The following is a 20386-nucleotide window of genomic DNA, read 5'->3' as shown; positions in this document are numbered from 1 at the left end:
GGAAATATCGCCTACCTTTATGTCATGCTAAAATTCCGGTTTAATAGAAAGGTTTTGTTTTTATTATTAAGTTATAAAACTATTGACAATAAAAAATGAAAGCGTATACTAAACTTATGTTTAATAAATAAACATTTGTTTGAAAAGAGAGGTGTAAAAATGGCTAATGATATGAATGAAAATGAAGAATTAATTTTAGGTTTGATTAGAGAAAATCCATTTATTTCTCAACAGGAGTTATCAGATATTGTCGGATTATCAAGATCCTCCATTGCTAATATTATTTCCGGACTAATAAGGAAAGAATATGTTTTCGGCAAAGCTTACGTTTTAAATGAAACAAACCCTATTATTTGTATAGGTGGAGCGAACGTAGATCGGAAATTTTATTCGAAATATAAAATTATGAATGGAACGTCTAATCCAGTAAAATCATCTAGATCGGTTGGCGGTGTTGCAAGAAATATAGCTGAAAACTTGGGGAGATTGGGTGAGGAAGTGATCTTAATTTCAGCAAGCGGTAAAGATTCAGAATGGGAAGACATTTATGGCTTATCGTCCTCTTTTATGAATTTAGAGCATGTTGCTCAATTTGAAAATTCGTCAACAGGTTCCTACACAGCAGTTTTAGATAAGAACGGTGATTTATTAATTGCCTTAGCAGACATGGATATTTTTGAAAATATTTCACCTGAATTGTTGATAAAAAACAGTAATCTTCTTAGAAGAGCTAAATGCATCGTAGTGGATTTAAATTGTCCAAGAGAAACGATTGATTTTCTTTGTTCTTTCACATTTAAACATAATATTCCATTAGTCATTATCCCTGTTTCGTCACCAAAAATGAATCGGCTTCCCAAAACTTTGAGCGCAGTCAGTTGGCTTATCGTAAATAAAGATGAAACAGAAACTTTTATGAATATGAAAATAAATGATAAGAATGATTGGGAAAATTCAGTTAAGAAGTGGTTGGGGTTAGGCATAAAAAATGTAATTGTAACCAATGGATCAAAGGGCGTCTTCACAGGTGTTGAAAATGGAGAGATTCGTTATTTCCCGGCTATCGAAACACCAATGGTTGTTGATGTCACAGGTGCAGGAGATTCATTTTGTTCAGGGGTTATTTATTCTTGGTTACAAAAGAAAGAATTCGATTACATTATAAAATCCGGTTTGGTCAATGCCCAAAAAACAATTATGTCAAAGTATACAGTTAGACAAGAATTATCACAAAACCAATTTACATTAGATATGGAGGCAATTTAAATGAAGAAATATGTTGAATTATCTGCAGAGGTACAACAAGCAAAAGAGGAAGGAAAAGCCATCGTTGCGTTAGAATCTACTATTATATCTCATGGTATGCCTTATCCGCAAAATGTAAAAATGGCTCGTGAAGTAGAACAAATTGTCCGTGATAACGGTGCTGTTCCGGCAACCATTGCGATCATTGATGGAAAAATTAAAATTGGCTTAACAGATGATGAATTGGAGTTATTTGGTAAAAGTTCAGATGTTGCAAAAGTATCAAGACGTGACTTAGCTCAAATTATTGCTACAAAAAAACTAGGTGCAACGACTGTTGCAACAACAATGATTTGTGCAGATCTGGCAGACATTAAAATCTTTGTAACAGGTGGAATCGGCGGGGTCCATAAAGGTGCAGAAACGACTATGGATATCTCTGCCGACCTTGAAGAATTAGCACAAACGGATGTAGCGGTAATTTGTGCAGGTGCGAAATCAATCCTGGATTTAGCGCTAACTCTAGAATACCTTGAAACAAAAGGGGTTCCTGTAATCGGGTTTGAAACTGAGTACCTACCGGCATTTTACACAAGAAATAGTGAACATAAATTAAACTTCTCGACAGATTCAATCGATGTCATTGCAGAAACATTAAAAACTAAATGGGAATTAAACCTTAAAGGCGGGGCAGTAATCGCTAACCCAATTCCTGAAGAATATGCTATGGATGAAGAATATATCAATGGAATTATTAATCAGGCAATCAAAGAAGCAGAAGAAAAACATATTATCGGTAAAGATAATACACCATACCTGCTCGGAAAAATTAAAGAATTAACGGACGGTAAGAGCCTAGATGCCAATATTGAATTAGTAAAACACAATGCAAAAGTAGGAACCCAAATTGCAGTTAGTTTCAACAACAAAACTAAATAATACTAAACTGAGCTCATTCATTATGTTTAATTTATTAAAAATAGAAAAGGAGAGCGGCAAGGGTGCTGCTCTCTTTAGCATTTTTCAAGCCTTTAATATACCCTATCACCATTAAAAATTGAATTCTTAACGACGACATAATCAACAGTTCGGATGGCCTCTAACTTGTTTCCGCCTGCATAAGAAATAGAAGATTGAAGATCCTGCTCCATTTCGATCAACGTTTCCATTAAAGGTCCCTTGTGCTCAACATACATTTTTTTGCCTTCAACATTTTTCTTTTCACCTTTTTGAAATTCCGAAGCGGAACCGAAATATTCTTTAAAGCACTTTCCGTCCTTATTAATGGTTTCACCTGGTGATTCTTCATGGCCGGCAAATAATGAACCAATCATGACCATGCAGGCACCAAATCGAATGGATTTCGCGATATCACCGTGTGTACGAATACCTCCGTCGGCAATGATCGGCTTACTTGCGGCCTTTGCACACCAACGAAGGGCAGCTAATTGCCAACCGCCGGTTCCAAATCCCGTTTTAATTTTAGTAATACATACTTTTCCAGGTCCAATCCCTACCTTTGTGGCATCGGCACCGGCATGTTCTAATTCTCTGACTGCTTCCGGAGTACCGACATTTCCAGCAATAACAAAACTTGAAGGTAAGAGTTTCTTAATATGCTGAATCATCTCGATCACCGCATTGGAATGTCCATGAGCGATATCAATCGTGATGTAATCCGGTGAAAGCTGTTCGTCTGCTAATTGTTGGATGAATCTGTATTCTTCCTCTTTGACACCAACACTAATCGATGCGAATAAACCGCGTGACTTCATATCTTTCACAAAAGCTAGCCGCTTTTCCGGTTCAAAACGATGCATAATATAGAAATAACCATTTTCCGCTAAGAAAATTGCAATCTTTTCATCAATAATGGTCTGCATATTGGCAGGCACCACTGGCAGCTTAAATGTCCGACCGCCAAAAGTTACAGATGTATCACATTCGGATCGACTTTTTACGATAGATTTTGCAGGAATCAGTTGAATATCTTCATAATCAAACACATTATCCATTAGTTACACTCCTAAACACGAATATTAAATTGATTTAAACCAAATTTGTTCGTACATATGAGTTTTACCTTATTTTTATCAGTATGTCAAAGGTTTTATCTAATTATGTGATATATGCATTGATATAATTCAATAAATCCATAATGAGTATAGATAATTAGAGGGATTTTAGAAAAAAGGGGAGCATCCATGGATTTATTGCTAACAGTATTATTATTACTTGTATGTTTATTAATTTCAAATATCATTAGTCATTACATTCCATCTATTCCGACTGCGTTAATTCAAATTGCTTTTGGGATATTTATTGCGATTGTTTTTAGGGAGATTTCACTCGAAATTGAGACGGAATGGTTTTTGTTACTATTTGTCGCACCCCTTTTATTCAATGATGGAAGACATTTTCCACGGGAAGAATTGTGGAGGATGAGAGCATCTATTTTTGGGAATGCCATTATTCTTGTTCTTTTAACAACCATAGGCGGAGGGTATTTTATTCATTGGTTGATTCCCGATATTCCGCTTGCTGCAGCTTTTGCACTTGCGGCTATTTTATCACCTACGGATCCTGTAGCTGTTAATGGGATTGCGAAACGGATACATATTCCTGAAAAAGTATTAAATCTTGTTCGAGGTGAATCACTAATCAATGATGCTTCCGGTTTAGTGGCTTTTAACTATGCGATAGCTGCTGTAGTAACGGGTTTTTTTTCATTAAAGAAAGCGATTTTTGAATTTTCATTTATGTTTTTAGCCGGTGCCATAGTTGGTTTAATTCTTGGTTTACTACTAACATGGATACGATTCTCTTTACGAAAACAAGGAATTAATGATGTAACCTTTCATTCGTTGTTACAAATAATGACCCCGTTCGTGATTTTTATTCTGACTGAAGATCTTTTGCATGCTTCCTGAGTGATTGCAGTTGTCGTAGCAGGAATTATTCATGCATTAATAAATGAACGAACTGTAACCTTGATAGCCGAGGAGCAGGTGCTTACGGAAAATATATGGTCCATTGTTCTATTCGTTTTAAACGGTGTTGTATTTCTCTTGCTTGGATTAAATATACCTTCATCCATGATAGAAACGGTTGCTAATCCGAATATCGGGAATTGGTTAGCAGTCGGTTATGTGATTGCCATTGGGGTTGTCATCATGGGTATCCGCTTTGTATGGTCGTATTTCTTTTCGTATTATGAATATCGTATCGAGAAAACAAACGAGGCGACAAAACCCGATTTTAAGACAAGTATGCTCACCAGTTTAACGGGAGTTCGCGGTGCGGTTACCATGGCAGGCGTACTCTCGATTCCGTTTCTAACCATCAGTGGGAAGGTATTTCCACAACGTTCGCTTATCCTCTTTTTAGCTGCAGGTGTTATTCTTTTCACCTTAATCATTGCAACTATGTTCTTGCCAATTTTAAGCAAAGGCGATTCAGTTGAAGGAGAAAACCCGATGCAAATGGATTTAAGTTTGGCCAAGAAAAAAATATTGCTGAAAGCGATTAAAAAGATAAAGTCAGAAATAAATGAGGAAAATTCTGCTGCAGCTTATAAGTTAATGGACGAGTATACGATTATGTTTAATACACTTCAACCGGAACAGGGTTTGGCAGCAGAAAACAAAAATAATTATCTTCTAAAAATGAAAGAAATACGGTTAATGGCATTAAAAGTAGAAAGACATTATATACAGGTTGCAAGGGATAAAGGCGGGATGGAGGAAGCGGCTTTTGAAACATTTGAAAAATTTCTTGACCTTCGAGAAGAAGCCCTGTCAAACAACGTTCGTTTTGGATTTATGTATCTAATAGGTAAGGCAAAAAGACGCTGGAAGCGATATATCGGTTATTATGATAAAGAGAAAGGAAAAAGAATTACCAAATTACAATTTGGACTAGATATTCAATTAAAGGCTTTGCAGGCTGCCCTTCAGTGTTTAGAAGAATTTGCAAAGCAATATGAAAAAAAAGCAGAAATGGTTAATACGGTGATTTTAGATTATAAAAGAATGATAAATCGATTAAAAACACCTACTGCACAATATAATGCAAAAAGTGAAGAGCAAAAAGAGGAATTACGTATCAAAGTGATGGATATAGAACGAACAGAAATTCAAGGAATGTATGAATCCGGTGAAATTAGCAGAGAACAAGCGAAGGAATTAAGGAGATTTGTAAACTACATTGAAAGTGTTACTTTATATGAATATGTTGAATAGAATCAGGTCCTTCTTGCTTATTTTTGTGAACAGTGACTAGGGAAGTATAGGGCAAGTATTTCTTCAAGGTACGCTTTATCCTTGTTCATCTGGTTCTGCATTCCTTTTCAGTTAGGACTCTTTTGAAGCAAGTCTACCACGTTAAAAAATAATACACTATTCTTAACCTACTAAAGTGTTTTCGGCAGGTTCGTTACTTCATGGGCAACTCTGATTCCGGATTGGATGGCACCCTCAATCCAGGCAGGGACTGTAGATGTATGTTCGCCAGCAAAATGTACTCTTCCCTCGGGAACAGGGATATAAGGAAATAATTCTGTTTCCTGACTTGGTTTATACATGGAGAAAGCTCCGCCGGAATAGCGGTATTGGGACCAGCTATGAGAGGCACCTGTTAGAAACTCATCATAAATTTGTTTTCCATGGACAGCAGCCATGTTATCAAGTGCATTTCGAATCCGATCTCCTTCCGGCAGATTATCCCATGACAAGGTATCATCCTCCCACGTATAACTCGCCAAAATAATTCCGGACCCGGTTGAGCCAATTAGATGGCTAGGGTAGTAAGCAAATCTGATGGGTAAATCGGTCATCATTTTACCGCCGCGAATCCCTTCCTGTTCCCAAAATCTACGTTTAAACTGAAGACCAATTTTGGTAGAGGCAACATAGTGAAGTTCGCGAATGGCTTTCCATTTGTTATGCGAAAAAGAATCGCGGGGTTCAATTTCCACAAATTTCAGCAGTGAAAAAGGCACCGTTATTATGGCAAGGTCACCGGTAACAATTAGCGGTATTTGGCTCAGCGTATGTCTGGAATGAATCGTTACTTGATGATTCTGCTGCACTATTTTTGTCATTTGATAGCCGAAATAAAGGTTTTTCTTTAATTGCGGAAGAAAAGCATTCGGCAGCCTGTCATTATCACCTTCTACTTCGTAAAAATAAATGTAATGGATTTGCATGCAAACCGAATTTTTTAATGTATTCTAATGCTAAATAATGAGTATTAGGAATACGCATAGCACCGACATCCAAGTACATATCGTCCATAAAAGGGGCCCGCATAGTATATATACGGCCTCCTACTCTTTGGGTGGCTTCCAAAATCGTCACTTCGTGTCCTGCGTCCTTCAGAAGTGATGCGCTAACTAATCCTGACATACCAGCTCCAACGACGATAATTTTTTTGGGAATCTGCGATAATCCAATTCCATTTCGAATCGTCGACAGCATTTGTTCAGTTGATAACGGAGGATCTCTATAAATGGACATCCATTTTCTCCTTTCCGGTTACCACAATCACCTTGCGGGGGTATCCCTGTATAATTAACGGTTTATCTGATTTGAATATTTATAATCTGGACTTTCCAATTTTTCTGGTTAACTATTTTAAGATATAAGATTATTTAGTGGGTTATTACAAAGATTGAAATAAAGATAATGGCATAAGTAAATTTACATCATTCTAAATACAGATTTCTTTTAGGCATGTATGAAACCAAACATATTGAAGTTGGAAATAAAGGAAGAAAATAAAGAATATAGAATTTAATATTAAAAGAACAGAGCCGATATAAAGAAAAGATAAACCAGTTTCTTTGGTACGGTAATTATCCAAATTAGGGAATAGGGATTATTTTAAAAAAGGATAAACAATTAAATGGTTAAGGGGAAAATGGGAATAAAAATTAATCCGAGGGAATTTAATGTTAATGGGACCCGTTACACAATAAGATCTGCAAATAATAAAGATGCATATGAACGAGCAGGATAGTGAACAAGGATATGATATATTTAATATAACGGAATAGTCTAAATTAATATCTACTTATTGTAAAATAATAGGAATGTAGATTTTTATATCTTCGGAGGGATATATTATGGAACACGAATTAAAAGAGTTTATCAAGAAGTGTGACATTGCGATTAAGCAGGAAGATTTTGATACTCTAATGAATTACTATACTGATGATGCAATTTTAGTTGTAAAGCCGGGAATGATTGCACGAGGTAAAGAGGAAATCAAAAGAGCGTTTATTGCAATTGCAAAATATTTCAATAACAGTCTTGTACCGACACAAGGGGAAATGATTATTTTGGAAGCAGGAGACACCGCGTTAGTTATTTCCCAAACGCTACTTGATGCCGATAAAAAGGAGTCGGAATACTCTATGGATAGAAGGGCAACATATGTGTTTAAGAAAAATTCACAAGGTGATTGGCTTTGTGCAATCGATAACTCCTATGGAACAGACTTAATCAATTAGGAGACATTTAAGCAATTGAATTCGAATCATTTTTAAAGAGGCTGACTCGAAAGATCGTTCAAAATGATTTTTTCGAGTCAGTCTTATATTTTAAAAATTTTTTTCACTGAAAACACTCCACTCTTAAATAAGCTCAAATGGTCATGTTTTTACGTTTTATATTTATAGATTCTTTACTTATACAGAAAAGCGTGAGTTTCAGTAAATGTTTTAATATCCAAGGTGTCATGCGATTTAACATTAAAATATAGAAAAGCATACAAGACCGAAACAATGGACAGATAGACGGATAGTAAGACATACCCACGTTTATTTTTTCGTTTTTTTAATTTTTTATAGGTTTTTAATTTAACAATATTATTTTTCTTGTGCACTATACCTAACCTCCGTTTTTTTATACATTTGAACTTATAAATAATTATAACTAAATATTTTAATTTTTCAAAAAATAAAAAATGTGGTAAGGCAGTGTGATATTCTTTCGACGTCCTCATAGTATAGTGAAGGCAGAAAAATTCCGATAAAAAGTGCTAAAAGTCATGCATCAAAGTATATGTGTAGGGTACAACGCGCGGGATCGCAACTAGATAAAAATTAAAATTTAAGCGAGAGATTGTTTATGAATCACATCGATTTAAGAGTCTTACAAGTAGGATCAAAGGGGCAGGTAACGCGTTTCCCTAAAATTTTTCTAAAAATAAAAGGAAGTCTGCTATACACGCAAACGTCCCATCAATTGGTAGCTTATTTATGTTGCCGGCTCGGTGGTAGTAATAAAATATGCACTCAGAATAAAACGGATTTGACAAGTATTGGGTGTGTGGTATTTGGAATTATAATTTTTGCATATGCCCGATAGCAACACAACTCATGGCATTGTATACCATAATCCATCCAACAAATTCCGTGAGATAACAGGAGGTACCGGTGGTGGAGGTATGATTGGAACTACTATCGGTCTATACCACGGATTGTAGTGATACATAATTATGTAGTGATACATAAATAGCTTCCTTTCACTTATAGTTACAACAGACTATGAGCGTTCACCTAAATATGATTGGATGAAAGCCTAGATTTATTAGTTATTAACAATATTTATGGATTTTTCTTAAGTATTTTTTCTGATTAACAATTGGGCTATGTCAGGTTACCATTCGTAAAAGTGTACTTTTACGAATGGTTTATTTTTTTTAATAGCTTAAATTTGAAAAATAGAAACTGAGAGTAGGAGTTATTGAGTATTCCTAATTTCCTGTCTGAACAGTATAATCATGAAGGGGAGTGAGACAAATGAATAAAAAAGACATCGCTAATATCCGAAAGCAATTTAAATTAGATAATGATCTCATGAAAATTCGAGAAATCTTCAATGTCTATGTTCAGAAAGAATCAGGTGAGATTTACCATCATGTCAGTCAACCGTTTCAAATGTTAGAACAAGAAGCACAAGAATTGTTTTTGGCAAACTTTAAAAAGGTTTTGACAGGTTATCTTGATGCCAAATTGTTTGAGCTGAAATTTATCCGGGATGTGGAAGACAGTACACAAATTGTCCTCTTCGAAGGATTACGAGCAGAATTAACGGAAGATTGGAAAGAAAACATGCTGCAAATTGTCGGAAAAATGTTTGCACATACTGTTTATGAATTTGATACGGTGGTTACGTTTATTCGAGGAGAATATCGAAAACCAACGCAGAAAAGGGATCCGGAATCCGAAGAAGGCGGGGATGATGAAGTCTATTCCAATCAGTTTATCCTTTGCAGTCTCAATAAAACTGATCAGCCGAAAAAAGCCTTGCTGTTTGATTATATCGAGAAAGAATTCAAATCTAATAACGTCTTTGATCCAATTATTAATTTAAAATCTCCATTGTCAGGATTTCTATTCCCCGCTTTTAATGATAATTCTGTAGATGTGAACCATATTCTATATTGTGCAGGGAAAGTAAATCAACCAGATGGAACATTTATTGAAGAGGTTCTCAATTGTGAAGAGATTATTACTGCCCAGGAAGATAAGGACAGCTTCGAACAGATCTTAAAAGAAGTGATGGGAGACGAAGTGGATTCCAGGGTCATTTCCAATGTCTATGAGGAAATCGATAAGATAGTACAGGAGAATGAAGAAAATGAAGAAAGTGAATCTCCTAAGTTGGATTATCGGGACGTCGAACGCATTTTAACGGAAAGCGGGGTTGAAAATGTAGAAACTGCAAAAGTGGAACATGCCTTCAAAGCTGTCGTAGATGACGAAAAACATGAATTCAAAGCAAGCAGTTTAGTTCCTAAATCGATAAAAATCAATACGAAGGTGGCAGATCTATCCATCAGCCCGAAAGACCTAAAAAATGTAAAATATATTACCTACCAAGGAAAACGGTGCCTCTTGTTGGAAATCGATGAAGAGGTGGTCGTGGAAGGATTTCGACTAGAATCGGAGACACTCTACTAGGTTTCTGGGTTATGGTTTTTGAGGACAGTTCCTTCACCTATTACAAGATATATACTGTAAATAATAATAAGTTGGTTTTCTACAAATGGTAGGGACCAACTTTTTTTATTTTAGGATTGGTTCCGGGCCGGTCTCTTGGTGGGGAAATATATTTCAAAAGATAAGAATCGATTGGACAATCATCATAGTATTAGGACATAATCAGCCATTTACTTAAAAATTTTTCTTAAAATAAAAGAACGTCTGCAATACATGCAAACGCTTTTTGGAGGTATTTCTATATGCTAGATGTACTGGCTCGGTGGTAGTAATAACATATGCACTCAGAATAAAAGTGAATGGACAAGTGCTGATTAAAAATAAATTAGGCAGATGGGCATTATAGAAGATACCAGGCATCAGATCATACGTTGACGATTTGTATACCCACATTACCATTTAAATTATAAGGTTACGTCCCTACCTGATATTACCAAGTGGCCTGACTTTATTGAACTAAATATTTTGTGAAGTATTCTTGACAAAATCGGTTCTATTGATATTAAAAATAGGCATAAAAAAAGATTGTAGAAAAAATCTCCCTTTCTCTTCAATCTGGGGAAATGTTATTTTGTTTATTCTTTTTTCACTTTTGATTGGATGGTCTTGTGTTAGCGAATTAAGGTGACTTTTCAAAGGGTATTCCTAATCACTAGGACTAGTTTTGCCGCTATATTTATGAGAATGAGGATGGGAGCCATTAACTGTCGTTACTCCATGAAAATTATGAAAATGTCCACCATTGGGCAAGGGGACTGCAGGTCCAGTAACGCCTCGAATTTCATGTTTATGCCCATCATTCATGAAAGTAACGGTATAGTATTTATGGTTATGGTGCACTCCACTGGGAGCAGGTTCAGTTGTACCTGCATATCGATGATCGTGCCCATCATTAATGGAGGTTACTCCTGAAAAATGATGTCTATGAATTGGTCTTCCGTCCCATGAAGTTAGAAATAAAGTATGAGAATGCTCAGAATCCAAATTTGAATCAGCTGAATGAACAACAAATCCGGTAACCTGTATTTTCATATGATTTACCACCTTTTTTATTCTTTTTTACACTTTATGAGAATGGTCCAAAGTTAATAATTATGGCTTTTTATTACCGAATGCAACGTTATGATTAGTTTATTTAGGTTTGCAAAAATAAGAACCAATAGGCCCTAAAAGATTAATCAAAGATTTTTAGATTTTATTTCATTAGAAAACAAGTAGGGGTTGAACAGTTTATCTGACAGGATCAAGTCCAACGGGTACTTACGTTCCACCCCGGCTACCGTTATAATAAAACCATATAAAAAATGGTCAACCAGAAAATCTGGCTGACCTTATAATACGAAAAGGTGTAAGAGTTAAACAAGGTTTGCAGCAGCGATCCTTTTTTAGTGTACCATCTTGAAAGTTTGTGATTTTTATACACTAAAGCATTTAAAACATTAATTCAATGTGAGACGATTTTTCCCTCTTTGAAGGATAAATTTCAAAAGAGTCAGGAATTATTTGTGTCGAACGGTAGAGCAATTCAGTTACAGTTACGCATTTATACCCGTTCTTGTCTAAAAAGTCCAAAATGGTATCTAATGCCTTAACAGTTTGACAAGTCTGAGTAAATTCACTACCATGCCAATCATGAAATAAGATGATATTACCTGGTTTTACGCCTTTTGTTATATTGTTACAAATTTGGCTTACGGGCGGATTAGCCCAATCACGAGAATCTTGATACCATGACCATAATACGACTTCTTTACCATTTTTTATAGCTGTATTAATAATTAAATCATTGTAAAAGCCTCCAACTGGACGATAGAGTGACGGTTTAAAACCAATAATCTTCTGTATAATTTTATCTGTTTCTTCTAATTCTGATGTTAGTTTTGCAGAAGTAATATTTTTACCATATATATGGCGAAAAGTATGATTGGCAATTTCGTGCCCTTCTTTTACTTCCTGTTTTAAAATATCAGGAAATCTTATTACTTTATTGCCAGCTACAAAAAAAGTAGCTTTAGCATCATGTTTAGCTAATTTATCAAGTATTTGAGGAGTAAAAACAGGATGAGGTCCATCATCAAAAGTAAGGGCAACTAATTTTTCCTTGGTGTTAACTTCCCAAATAACCCGCCCTGTTTTTTCATATTCCTCGCGACTTTTAGTGGATGCGAAAGTATTTGTTTGATAAGAAAATAAAGGAAATAATAAAAAAACTGTAAAGAACAATATTTTTTTCATTAGATGTACTCCTCATTAATAATGGTCTTAGTTTATGAAGTCTTTATTTAAAATATTTAATGAGAAACAACAAAAGTTAGTTGATATAGCTAAACAGATGACATTGGCTCCTTGAGCCATGTTTTCCATCAATTTATCGTAATACTAACCTCTTCTTCTTCAACGAAGGGTGCATTTCTTTAAGAAGGAGAAGGTACTCTTTTTTGTTGAAGTAAAGGGTCAGGATAATGGAATAAGTATTTGCGAAAGGATAAGTAGAGGTTTGTAATTTTTAAATAGTACATATAATTTTAGATAATAGGAAAAAGAGGTGAGCAGTATATTGGACATAATATTTTGGATTATTATTATTGCATGTTTTATCTTTAGTTTCGTAGGACTCGTTTATCCGATTATACCGTCGGTATTGGTGATTTGGATTGGAGTCGTATTATATCATTTTGGGATTAATCCAAATGAACTTTCTTGGATTTCGTGGACCATGCTTATATTATTGACGATTTTTTTATTTTTAGCAGATTATTTTGCGAACCTTCACTTTGTGGGTAAAGCAGGAGGATCAAAATGGGGGATGAGAGCGGCAACAATTGGGTTAATTATTGGAAGCTTTGTGATTCCGCCTTTTGGCGTCATTTTGGTCCCTTTTGCATTCGTATTAATTGCTGAAATGATTCAAAAGAAAACATTCCAAGAATCCATTAAAGTGGCGTTTGCTACCTTAATTGCCTTTTTAAGCGGAACGTTTGCAAAAGCGATCATTCAGCTTATTATGATAGGTGTCTTTTTATTGGATGTGATTTTTTAAGAAAGCATGGTTATTTTCGGTGATTCATTTCCAGTAGAACAACGGGCAAAAATTCAAGGAATCTTTGGTGCGGTTATGTTTATTCCACAATTAGTTGGCCCATTAATTGGTGGTTATTTTGTCCAACATATTTCTTGGCACTGGATATTCCTCTTAATATTCCGGTTGGTGTAATTGCAGCTATTATTTTATCTTTAGGCCTTGGAGAATCGAAAGTCGATCGAAAAGTGAGCATTGACTGGGCAGGTGCATTTCTGCTTATTACATCTCTAATTAGTCTTCTACTTACACCTGTTCTTCACCAGACAGAAGGTTATGCTTGGAGTAAATCCCAAACTGCGACTTATTGAATCATATTAGATGAAGAATTTATCCTGAAAAACTTCAATTTTATGCGCGAATGGTAAATACAAATGTTACAAAAAAATAATTTTCTAAATATTTATTTAATATATAATAGAATTAAATAAAAATTGTGTAAAAATGGCATATAAAGGGATAGAATACGAGCAAATTTTGATTTTGTTTGATTTGAGTTATTGGGAATAAATTCTATTGTAAGAGAGGAAAATACTTTTGCCAATTTATTAGAAAAACAAAAGGGGAAGTGGAACATGGTAAAAACAATTTGTTTTGTATTACTAGGTATAGTATCACTAATTTTCAGTTCTTCTTTTGACATTCAAAAAACGAATCCTCAGCATCCTCATCATCCTTTGATAAATGATCCCATAAAAGAGATAGTTCAGCAAGAACAGCTTTTTATTGCAAAGAAGTCTAAAGCTCAAGATACAAAGAAAAAGATAATTGAACAAGAAAAGGCTCAATGGAGTCAACAAAAAATTGTATATTTAACTTTTGATGATGGACCAACGAAATATACGCCTCAAATCTTGGATATTTTAAAACAAAATGACATTAAGGCAACATTCTTTCTAGTAGGAAACTATATCAAAGGGAAAGAAACGACAGTTAAAAGAATAAAGGATGACGGGGATGTAATTGGGCTTCACTCCATGACACATAATGAAAAACTATTATTTCTAAGTCCGGAGAGTTATATAAACGAGTATAAACAGGAACAAAGTTTGCTTCAGTCGTTAGGTGTTCAAACCAATATAAGTCGAACTCCATACGGAAGTAAACCTCTTTTGACTCAACCTTATCGTGATCAAATTTTTTACGCGCATATGAAACTCTGGGACTGGACTATTGACTCTAATGACTGGCGGTATAAGGATCATACCAATCTCATTATTAACCAGGTAAGTAGCCAAATCAAAAGACAGCATGAAGTAGTCCTAATGCACGACCATGGTTATACTGTAAAATCGTTACCAGGTATTATCAAATTGTTTAAAGATAGAGGGTATATTTTCCAAACCTATAATCCTGATTTGGATTATATGGTTAATTTTTGGAAGGATACTAGGTTATAAATGATGGAAAAAGAAGCGGTTGCTAAAGCTTCATGTTTTCATTTTTGTTTTTTCATTGGCTAGAATTAAATAAATAAACATGTCTTATTTAGAATAATTTAATAATATTTTATAAATATATGTTAATCTTCCTCCAATGAATAGTACAACAGCCAATTTGTTACGTGAGTTAATTGAGGAAAACAGGGGTTCGATTCTGAGCATATATTTATTACCAATTATGGGGAACCAAGAAGCTGGAATTATTAAAAACGTTCACCCACATCTCTTTAGACACACCTGGTGCAACTCTGTTCTTAGAAGCTAGTGGGGATATACGTCATCTTCAAATGATACTTGGACATGCAGATTTACGTATGGTAATGAGATATACACACTTTTCGAAAGAGTCGTTAATTAATCAGCATGAGAAGTATTCCGCAATGAATCAGATAACGGGAAAATTAAATAAACCGCGAAAGATTAAACGATAACATGACGCTCCCTTAATCGGTGTTTTTTTTTATTTAACAATATTTAACACTAAGGAATATGATAAAAAAAAGGGAGGTGAAAATGTATGTCCGATTTTATTCCAGGTTCTTATGTAACGGTTCATTTTACTGACGGGACAGCGGTAGAATTTAAATTTATTTCCTTACATGTTACTTATTTTGTAGGAATCAATAGCTTTGGACATACGGTTTTAGTTCCTTTTGATAATGTTAAGTACATAGAAGGTTAAAATTTTTTAACTCTCGATGCTCAGGGGAGGGGTGTCGTGGTCGTGACACGGATATAATTTATGAATGGGGATTATTTCTAGTATCAGGAAATCCAAGAATCGAGGGAAATCCATTGTAAAGTAGGTACTGACAGGGTGGAAATCGCTGGAACTGGAACTTTAAAGCCCCTTTAATAAATAGAGGGGCTTTAACTCATGAATCACTCGTAATGATTTCCTTGATAATTAACAAATCCTACAGGATGATGTGTAAAATGAATGACAGGATCCCCAGGGTTTCCGATACCTTTTAGCACATGATTTTTATCAATATATTCCCCTTTTAATTCAATTTTTTCCCCTTCTACAAGTCCAGGAATCCGTTGTTTTAATCCTAATGCATCACCATAACGAATTGCACAAAAGGCCTCATCTGTAACTAATGTTCTTTCTGCACCCTGTATATCGATGACTTGAATTTGGTTAACTAAAAAATGTTGGTGCATACCTCCCGTAAGATCTATATCATCTTCTTCAACCAATTTTATGATTGCATTAATATGGACAATTGGACCGTGTAATGAAAGTGGTAATCGATGGTGGTACATAGGGTAATCTGCTATCGTATGCCCAAAATGAGGATGATGTTTCTTCATATAATTCCCTCCATTATCAATAGTTTTGTAGTAAGGAATCTCTCTAAAGTACCAATTTTTTGATTGGAATAACTTTTAACAATCATATAAATTTTAATCTATAAAATAAACGATAAAATCATTAAGAAACTATTTTTGTTTAAATGTTGAAGAATTTTACAGGCTGTTTTAATCATCCTTGTCACTTGCTGCTCTTTTTTTATTAGCAGATACTTTGTTCTTTGCTGTTCTCCGGTTTTTTGCGGCTGCAGTGATCTTTGTCACTTCTTTGTTGTTGGCATCCGTGGTAATCTTAGCTGCTTCCTTGTTATCAACAGCTTTTTTATTATTTAATTCGATTAGAGAATTTACTTGAATAAGGATTTGGTTAAGTTTAGTGTCTATACTTTTTAGTTCTTTTCCAAAATCTTTAATTTCGGATTGCAGTTCTGCTTGGTTTAGTTGTTTAGATCTAGCTTCTTCCAAAAGCTCTTCTAAGTCATCAACTTTTGTGTCCACATTGACGATTAGGGACGAGATTTTTGTAATGTCTGTACGGGTTGGGACATTCATCTGCTCCAAATAACGTTCTGTTGTTTCATTTAACATTTTCTGGTACAGAAGATACATATCTAAGAGCTGCCCTATAACCTGAGATGAAAATTGTTCTTTCATTTTTTCATCAATTAGGGTACTAGACTGGTTAAAATAGTTTTTCCACATTTCAAACATGTCTACGGTTTGAGTCATATATTGGTCTCCTCCACTATTCCCATTTTTGCAAACACTTAGGTTACCCAATTAATTATACATAAAGATAACGTAAAAATATTAAGTAAAAGTAACAAATACTTTAAACATTTATTATGAGTTTGTTTCTAATTTAGGTGAATCTCTATTAAACAATTGGAAAAACAGTTTGAACAACGTGACCGCTGCTCAAAAAGAAGTAGAAAATTATTTGCTTCAAGCATTTACAAACCAAAAGAATCATTGGAGAAATTGCTGACCACATGGACTTAATCCAGGAACAACAAAAAAAATTAATTCCATCACTTTTTTGAAAAAGTTAATAAAGTGTTGGTTAAGTGTTGGTGACATTTGTTTAATTATTATATAATGAAAGCGATATTAAGATTCTATAAAGCTAGAACAAGGGTGAACTAAAATGATGAAAGAAAAGCGTATCAAAAAAATTCAAGAATATGTTATTGGGCATCAATCAGCGTCATTAGACGAATTAGTTACAGTTTTTGATGTATCTAAAAATACTATTAGACGTGATGTCCAAGAATTAGTTGACCGCGGAGAACTGAAAAAAGTTTATGGTGGGGTTTCTGCCGTTCGTAAAAAACTTGAATCTTTTCAAGATAGAAAAATACGTAACAAAGAGCAAAAAGAATCAATTGTGAAAAAAGCCTCAAGTTATGTGGAAGATGGCGATATTATTTTCATTGATTCAGGAACCACGACAATTGGATTGTTTGAATATTTAAAGGAAAGACACCTGACCATTTTTACGAATAGTATTGATTTTATTCTTCGTGCCATTCCATTTGAGCATTTAAATGTCATCTCAATCGGAGGGATGCTTGATCCTAAGACCAATTCGTTTAGTAACCCACGAAATTTGGATTTACTAAAAGATTACAATATTAAGAAAGCATTTATGGCATCTACGGGTATCACACTATCAAACGGTGTAACGAATGCATCCCCTCTAGAAAGTGAATTAAAAAAGACAATTGTTAACAGAAGTTCCGAGGTTTATTTATTGGTAGACCATGACAAATTTGATAAATATGGTTTAATGACCTATTGCAGTTTAGATGAGATTGATTATCTAGTTACCGATAAGATCCCGAATAATTCCTATCAAGAATACGCTAAGAATAATGGTATACAACTTGTAATAGCCAATTAAAAGAACCCCTGCATTTATCTATTTTTTTAGTAGCATTTATTAAAAGTTAAAATGTGAAGAGTAGGAAGAGAATGCAAACAGATGGATGGCATCTTCCAAAAGCATTTATAAATGAATGACTTCCCCTTTTTATAAAATATAACCAAAGTTTTGGTTATTTGTTGGTAATATATATGTTATAATGAAAACGATAACAATATATCATGCTGAAAACTAGGGTGAAACTGAAATGATTAAAGAAAAGCGCATAAAGAAAATTCAAGAATATGTTATTGAGCATCAATCAGCGTCATTAGACGAATTGGTTACAGTTTTTGATGTATCTAAAAATACGATAAGACGTGATGTCCAAGAATTAGTGGATCGTGGTGAACTTAAAAAAGTTTATGGCGGGGTATCCGTCGTTCATAAAAAGCTTGAATCTTTTCAAGAGAGAAGAGTGCGAAACCAGGAACGTAAAGAATTAATAGCAAAAAAGGCAGCAAGTTATGTGGAAGATGGGGATTTTATTTTTATTGATTCAGGGACGACTACAATTGAAATGCTTGAATATTTAAAGGACAAACAATTGACCGTTTTTACAAATAACATTGATTTTATTGTTGGTTCACTTCCATTTGAAAAATTAAGTGTTATCACAATCGGTGGAATGCTTGAACGTAAAACCAAATCATTTGTTAACCCGCGAAATATGGATTTCCTAAAAGATTATAATATTAAGAAAGCGTTTATGGCTTCTACGGGTATTTCCTTATCAAACGGTGTAACCAATGCATCACCACTAGAAAGTGAATTGAAAAAGATAGTTGTGAATAGAAGTGCAGAGGTCTATTTATTGGTAGACCACGATAAATTTGATAAATATGGCTTAATGACCTATTGTGGTTTTGATGAAATTGACTATATTGTTACCGATAAGCTGCCGAATGAAACTTATCAGGAATACGCTATGAAAAATGGCATACAACTTGTTATTGCTGACTAGATCTGAACCCCCTTCTTTAATGGCTAACTCCACGTAAAGAAGGGGGTTTTTTTTGAAACCTTTAGAGGGAATATTTATAGTTCTCACTTTTTCTCAAAAAAAAAATGATAAAAATATATTGATTGTAGGTCCTAATAGTATTAATATGTACATATAGATAACCAAAAGATACTCAATATATTATAATATATTGAGTATATGCTGCTTATTAATAATGAAAGCGCTTTGGAATATGGAATTTGTATTTTGCTAAAAATATTGAGAAATGGGGTAGAGAACTACATTACATAGTAGGATTAATAAGGAGTAATTACTTTTTAAATATTAATATAAAACAGAAAAGATATGTTTTGTGCCTACAAAAGAAAGGGGAAAATGAGAATGCGTTTAGCTTACGATCCGTCACATTATCGTGACAATACTAATTTAAAAGATACAATCGATGCTGTTGCCAGATTAGGGTATGAATGGGTGGAGTTATCTCCACGTAAAGACTTTATTTGGTTTTATGAATATCCAAAGGTTGATAAGCAGCTGATAAAAGATTTAAAAAGATATTGTTCAGATACCGGCGTTCAAATTTCTTCCGTACTTCCTGTTCAACAATGGTCTTCACCAAACGAAGAAGAACGCCAAGCTGCAGTAAGAAATTGGAAACGTTGTATTGAAATCACTTCTGAATTAGGAGTAGATTTAATGAACAGCGAATTTAGCGGCGACATAAGCCGTCCAGTTGAAAGTGAAGCAGCTTTTATAAAATCAATGGAAGAGCTAATGCCGATATTTGAAAAGGAAGGTATTAAACTAAATTTACAATCTCATCCTAATGATTTTATTGAGTTAAACATCGAAGCAATTCGAATGATTCGTGCATTTGATAAAGATTGGATTAAGTTGGTCTATTCTGTAGCACATGCTTTTTTTTATGATGATGGTATTGGTGATGTAGCTAGGCATTTAGATGAAGCTGGAGATTTACTTGCACATGTCCTAATTGCTGATACTCTTAATCATAAAGCAGCATTTGGATTACGATATATTATTAATCCACCTAATGCAAAAGTAACAATCCATCAACATTTGAATCCTGGTCAAGGAGAAGTAAACTTTGATGAATTATATCGGAAATTAAGAGAAATGAAATTTGATGGAATTGTAACAAATTCAGTATTTGCGTATCCTGATAAACCAGAGTGGTCAAATGATGTAACGTTGAAATCCATTAAAGAGGGATTATATCTTTAAAGGTACAACATAACGTTATAGAGGATGGTTGAAGTCCTGAACTAAATTGAAAAATTTCATAAATATAAAGCCTTTTCTCAGATGAGGAAAGGCTTTTTTATATTCTATCTCTTTTCACAAATCCCTAAGTCAGTCACTGCATTCCAATCATTCAATACTTTCA

19 protein-coding genes and 1 pseudogene are annotated in these 20386 nt (G+C 34.3%); 14 read left to right on the top strand and 6 right to left on the bottom strand.

Annotation, left to right across the window (positions count from 1 at the left end; all coding sequences use genetic code 11):
• Window positions 1-171: 171 nt before the first annotated feature.
• Together J2S10_RS12875 and J2S10_RS12870 are read left to right on the top strand one after the other, a co-directional pair.
• Complete coding sequence (locus tag J2S10_RS12875) at window positions 172-1266, top strand: carbohydrate kinase (RefSeq protein ID WP_307409235.1); 1095 nt, start codon at window positions 172-174, stop codon at window positions 1264-1266.
• A complete protein-coding gene (locus J2S10_RS12870; RefSeq protein WP_307408304.1) occupies window positions 1267-2184 on the top strand; it encodes a pseudouridine-5'-phosphate glycosidase in 918 nt (305 codons plus the stop codon). It begins immediately after the preceding gene.
• 92 nt (window positions 2185-2276) lie between these two features.
• Here J2S10_RS12870 and guaC read toward each other — a convergent pair whose 3' ends face one another.
• Window positions 2277-3260 (bottom strand): GMP reductase, encoded by a 984-nt coding sequence (gene guaC / locus J2S10_RS12865; RefSeq protein WP_307408303.1) that lies wholly within the window; start codon window positions 3258-3260, stop codon window positions 2277-2279.
• Between the two features lie 189 nt (window positions 3261-3449).
• Here guaC and J2S10_RS12860 point away from each other — a divergent pair, with 189 nt between their 5' ends.
• Together J2S10_RS12860 and J2S10_RS12855 are read left to right on the top strand one after the other, a co-directional pair.
• Window positions 3450-4175 carry a cation:proton antiporter domain-containing protein gene (locus tag J2S10_RS12860; protein ID WP_307408301.1) on the top strand — a complete coding sequence of 242 codons (726 nt, stop codon included), beginning with the start codon at window positions 3450-3452 and terminating at the stop codon, window positions 4173-4175.
• On the top strand, window positions 4176-5486 hold the full coding sequence (locus J2S10_RS12855) for a cation:proton antiporter (RefSeq protein ID WP_307408299.1): 1311 nt from the start codon (window positions 4176-4178) through the stop codon (window positions 5484-5486).
• Window positions 5487-5656: 170 nt separating this feature from the next.
• Here J2S10_RS12855 and J2S10_RS12850 read toward each other — a convergent pair.
• Window positions 5657-6761: pseudogene (locus J2S10_RS12850) on the bottom strand (flavin monoamine oxidase family protein).
• A 608-nt stretch (window positions 6762-7369) separates the two neighbouring features.
• On the opposite strand from J2S10_RS12850, the gene J2S10_RS12845 reads away from it, so the two are divergent.
• Both J2S10_RS12845 and J2S10_RS12840 read left to right on the top strand, forming a co-directional pair.
• The gene (locus J2S10_RS12845) at window positions 7370-7756 is read left to right on the top strand and encodes a YybH family protein (RefSeq protein WP_307408297.1); all 387 of its coding nucleotides are present in this window, start codon (window positions 7370-7372) and stop codon (window positions 7754-7756) included.
• Between the two features lie 1293 nt (window positions 7757-9049).
• Entirely contained in the window at window positions 9050-10213 is a 1164-nt protein-coding gene (locus tag J2S10_RS12840) for a DUF4317 domain-containing protein (protein ID WP_307408295.1), read from the top strand.
• 684 nt (window positions 10214-10897) lie between these two features.
• On the opposite strand, the gene J2S10_RS12835 is transcribed toward J2S10_RS12840, so the two are convergent.
• Window positions 10898-11284: a YmaF family protein gene (locus J2S10_RS12835; protein WP_307408293.1), complete on the bottom strand. Its 387-nt coding sequence runs from the start codon at window positions 11282-11284 to the stop codon at window positions 10898-10900.
• A gap of 399 nt (window positions 11285-11683) precedes the next feature.
• Window positions 11684-12487 (bottom strand): polysaccharide deacetylase family protein, encoded by an 804-nt coding sequence (locus J2S10_RS12830; RefSeq protein WP_307408291.1) that lies wholly within the window; start codon window positions 12485-12487, stop codon window positions 11684-11686.
• 322 nt (window positions 12488-12809) lie between these two features.
• Here J2S10_RS12830 and J2S10_RS12825 point away from each other — a divergent pair, with 322 nt between their 5' ends.
• The 5 genes from J2S10_RS12825 to J2S10_RS12805 all read left to right on the top strand — a co-directional run bounded on the left by J2S10_RS12825 (window position 12810) and on the right by J2S10_RS12805 (window position 15455).
• Window positions 12810-13292, top strand: a complete 483-nt coding sequence (locus J2S10_RS12825; RefSeq protein ID WP_307408289.1) for a DUF456 domain-containing protein — start codon at window positions 12810-12812, stop codon at window positions 13290-13292.
• A 6-nt stretch (window positions 13293-13298) separates the two neighbouring features.
• Window positions 13299-13466: an MFS transporter gene (locus J2S10_RS12820; RefSeq protein ID WP_307408287.1), complete on the top strand. Its 168-nt coding sequence runs from the start codon at window positions 13299-13301 to the stop codon at window positions 13464-13466.
• A gap of 440 nt (window positions 13467-13906) precedes the next feature.
• Window positions 13907-14731 (top strand): polysaccharide deacetylase family protein, encoded by an 825-nt coding sequence (locus tag J2S10_RS12815; RefSeq protein ID WP_307408284.1) that lies wholly within the window; start codon window positions 13907-13909, stop codon window positions 14729-14731.
• A gap of 329 nt (window positions 14732-15060) precedes the next feature.
• Window positions 15061-15204, top strand: coding sequence for a hypothetical protein (locus J2S10_RS12810; RefSeq protein WP_307408282.1), 144 nt, complete (start codon window positions 15061-15063; stop codon window positions 15202-15204).
• Between the two features lie 86 nt (window positions 15205-15290).
• Entirely contained in the window at window positions 15291-15455 is a 165-nt protein-coding gene (locus tag J2S10_RS12805; protein ID WP_307408280.1) for a hypothetical protein, read from the top strand.
• Between the two features lie 200 nt (window positions 15456-15655).
• Here the strand turns inward: J2S10_RS12805 and J2S10_RS12800 are convergent, their stop codons facing one another.
• The gene (locus J2S10_RS12800) at window positions 15656-16090 is read right to left on the bottom strand and encodes a hypothetical protein (protein ID WP_307408278.1); all 435 of its coding nucleotides are present in this window, start codon (window positions 16088-16090) and stop codon (window positions 15656-15658) included.
• A 168-nt stretch (window positions 16091-16258) separates the two neighbouring features.
• The gene (locus tag J2S10_RS12795) at window positions 16259-16819 is read right to left on the bottom strand and encodes a hypothetical protein (RefSeq protein ID WP_307408276.1); all 561 of its coding nucleotides are present in this window, start codon (window positions 16817-16819) and stop codon (window positions 16259-16261) included.
• A gap of 418 nt (window positions 16820-17237) precedes the next feature.
• Between J2S10_RS12795 and J2S10_RS12790 the strand changes: the two genes are divergently transcribed.
• The 3 genes from J2S10_RS12790 (at window position 17238) to J2S10_RS12780 (ending at window position 20223) form a co-directional block, all read left to right on the top strand.
• Window positions 17238-17993: a DeoR/GlpR family DNA-binding transcription regulator gene (locus tag J2S10_RS12790; RefSeq protein ID WP_307408273.1), complete on the top strand. Its 756-nt coding sequence runs from the start codon at window positions 17238-17240 to the stop codon at window positions 17991-17993.
• Window positions 17994-18222: 229 nt separating this feature from the next.
• Window positions 18223-18978 carry a DeoR/GlpR family DNA-binding transcription regulator gene (locus tag J2S10_RS12785; protein WP_307408271.1) on the top strand — a complete coding sequence of 252 codons (756 nt, stop codon included), beginning with the start codon at window positions 18223-18225 and terminating at the stop codon, window positions 18976-18978.
• 381 nt (window positions 18979-19359) lie between these two features.
• Window positions 19360-20223, top strand: coding sequence for a sugar phosphate isomerase/epimerase family protein (locus J2S10_RS12780; RefSeq protein WP_307408269.1), 864 nt, complete (start codon window positions 19360-19362; stop codon window positions 20221-20223).
• Window positions 20224-20386: the final 163 nt, after the last annotated feature.

The sequence above is a fragment of the Neobacillus ginsengisoli genome (genome assembly GCF_030813055.1).
This window is presented reverse-complemented; position numbering and strand designations above follow the sequence as displayed.

Bases quoted from the DNA above. Each gene is read 5' to 3' on its own strand.
- guaC (WP_307408303.1), bottom strand. From the start codon at position 3,260: ATGGATAATGTGTTTGATTATGAAGATATTCAACTGATTCCTGCAAAA.
- J2S10_RS12875 (WP_307409235.1), top strand. From the start codon at position 172: ATGAATGAAAATGAAGAATTAATTTTAGGTTTGATTAGAGAAAATCCA.
- J2S10_RS12845 (WP_307408297.1), top strand. From the start codon at position 7,370: ATGGAACACGAATTAAAAGAGTTTATCAAGAAGTGTGACATTGCGATT.
- J2S10_RS12780 (WP_307408269.1), top strand. From the start codon at position 19,360: ATGCGTTTAGCTTACGATCCGTCACATTATCGTGACAATACTAATTTA.
- J2S10_RS12860 (WP_307408301.1), top strand. From the start codon at position 3,450: ATGGATTTATTGCTAACAGTATTATTATTACTTGTATGTTTATTAATT.
- J2S10_RS12835 (WP_307408293.1), bottom strand. From the start codon at position 11,284: ATGAAAATACAGGTTACCGGATTTGTTGTTCATTCAGCTGATTCAAAT.
- J2S10_RS12870 (WP_307408304.1), top strand. From the start codon at position 1,267: ATGAAGAAATATGTTGAATTATCTGCAGAGGTACAACAAGCAAAAGAG.
- J2S10_RS12805 (WP_307408280.1), top strand. From the start codon at position 15,291: ATGTCCGATTTTATTCCAGGTTCTTATGTAACGGTTCATTTTACTGAC.
- J2S10_RS12815 (WP_307408284.1), top strand. From the start codon at position 13,907: ATGGTAAAAACAATTTGTTTTGTATTACTAGGTATAGTATCACTAATT.
- J2S10_RS12830 (WP_307408291.1), bottom strand. From the start codon at position 12,487: ATGAAAAAAATATTGTTCTTTACAGTTTTTTTATTATTTCCTTTATTT.
- J2S10_RS12820 (WP_307408287.1), top strand. From the start codon at position 13,299: ATGGTTATTTTCGGTGATTCATTTCCAGTAGAACAACGGGCAAAAATT.
- J2S10_RS12795 (WP_307408276.1), bottom strand. From the start codon at position 16,819: ATGACTCAAACCGTAGACATGTTTGAAATGTGGAAAAACTATTTTAAC.
- J2S10_RS12810 (WP_307408282.1), top strand. From the start codon at position 15,061: ATGATACTTGGACATGCAGATTTACGTATGGTAATGAGATATACACAC.
- J2S10_RS12790 (WP_307408273.1), top strand. From the start codon at position 17,238: ATGATGAAAGAAAAGCGTATCAAAAAAATTCAAGAATATGTTATTGGG.
- J2S10_RS12800 (WP_307408278.1), bottom strand. From the start codon at position 16,090: ATGAAGAAACATCATCCTCATTTTGGGCATACGATAGCAGATTACCCT.
- J2S10_RS12785 (WP_307408271.1), top strand. From the start codon at position 18,223: ATGATTAAAGAAAAGCGCATAAAGAAAATTCAAGAATATGTTATTGAG.
- J2S10_RS12840 (WP_307408295.1), top strand. From the start codon at position 9,050: ATGAATAAAAAAGACATCGCTAATATCCGAAAGCAATTTAAATTAGAT.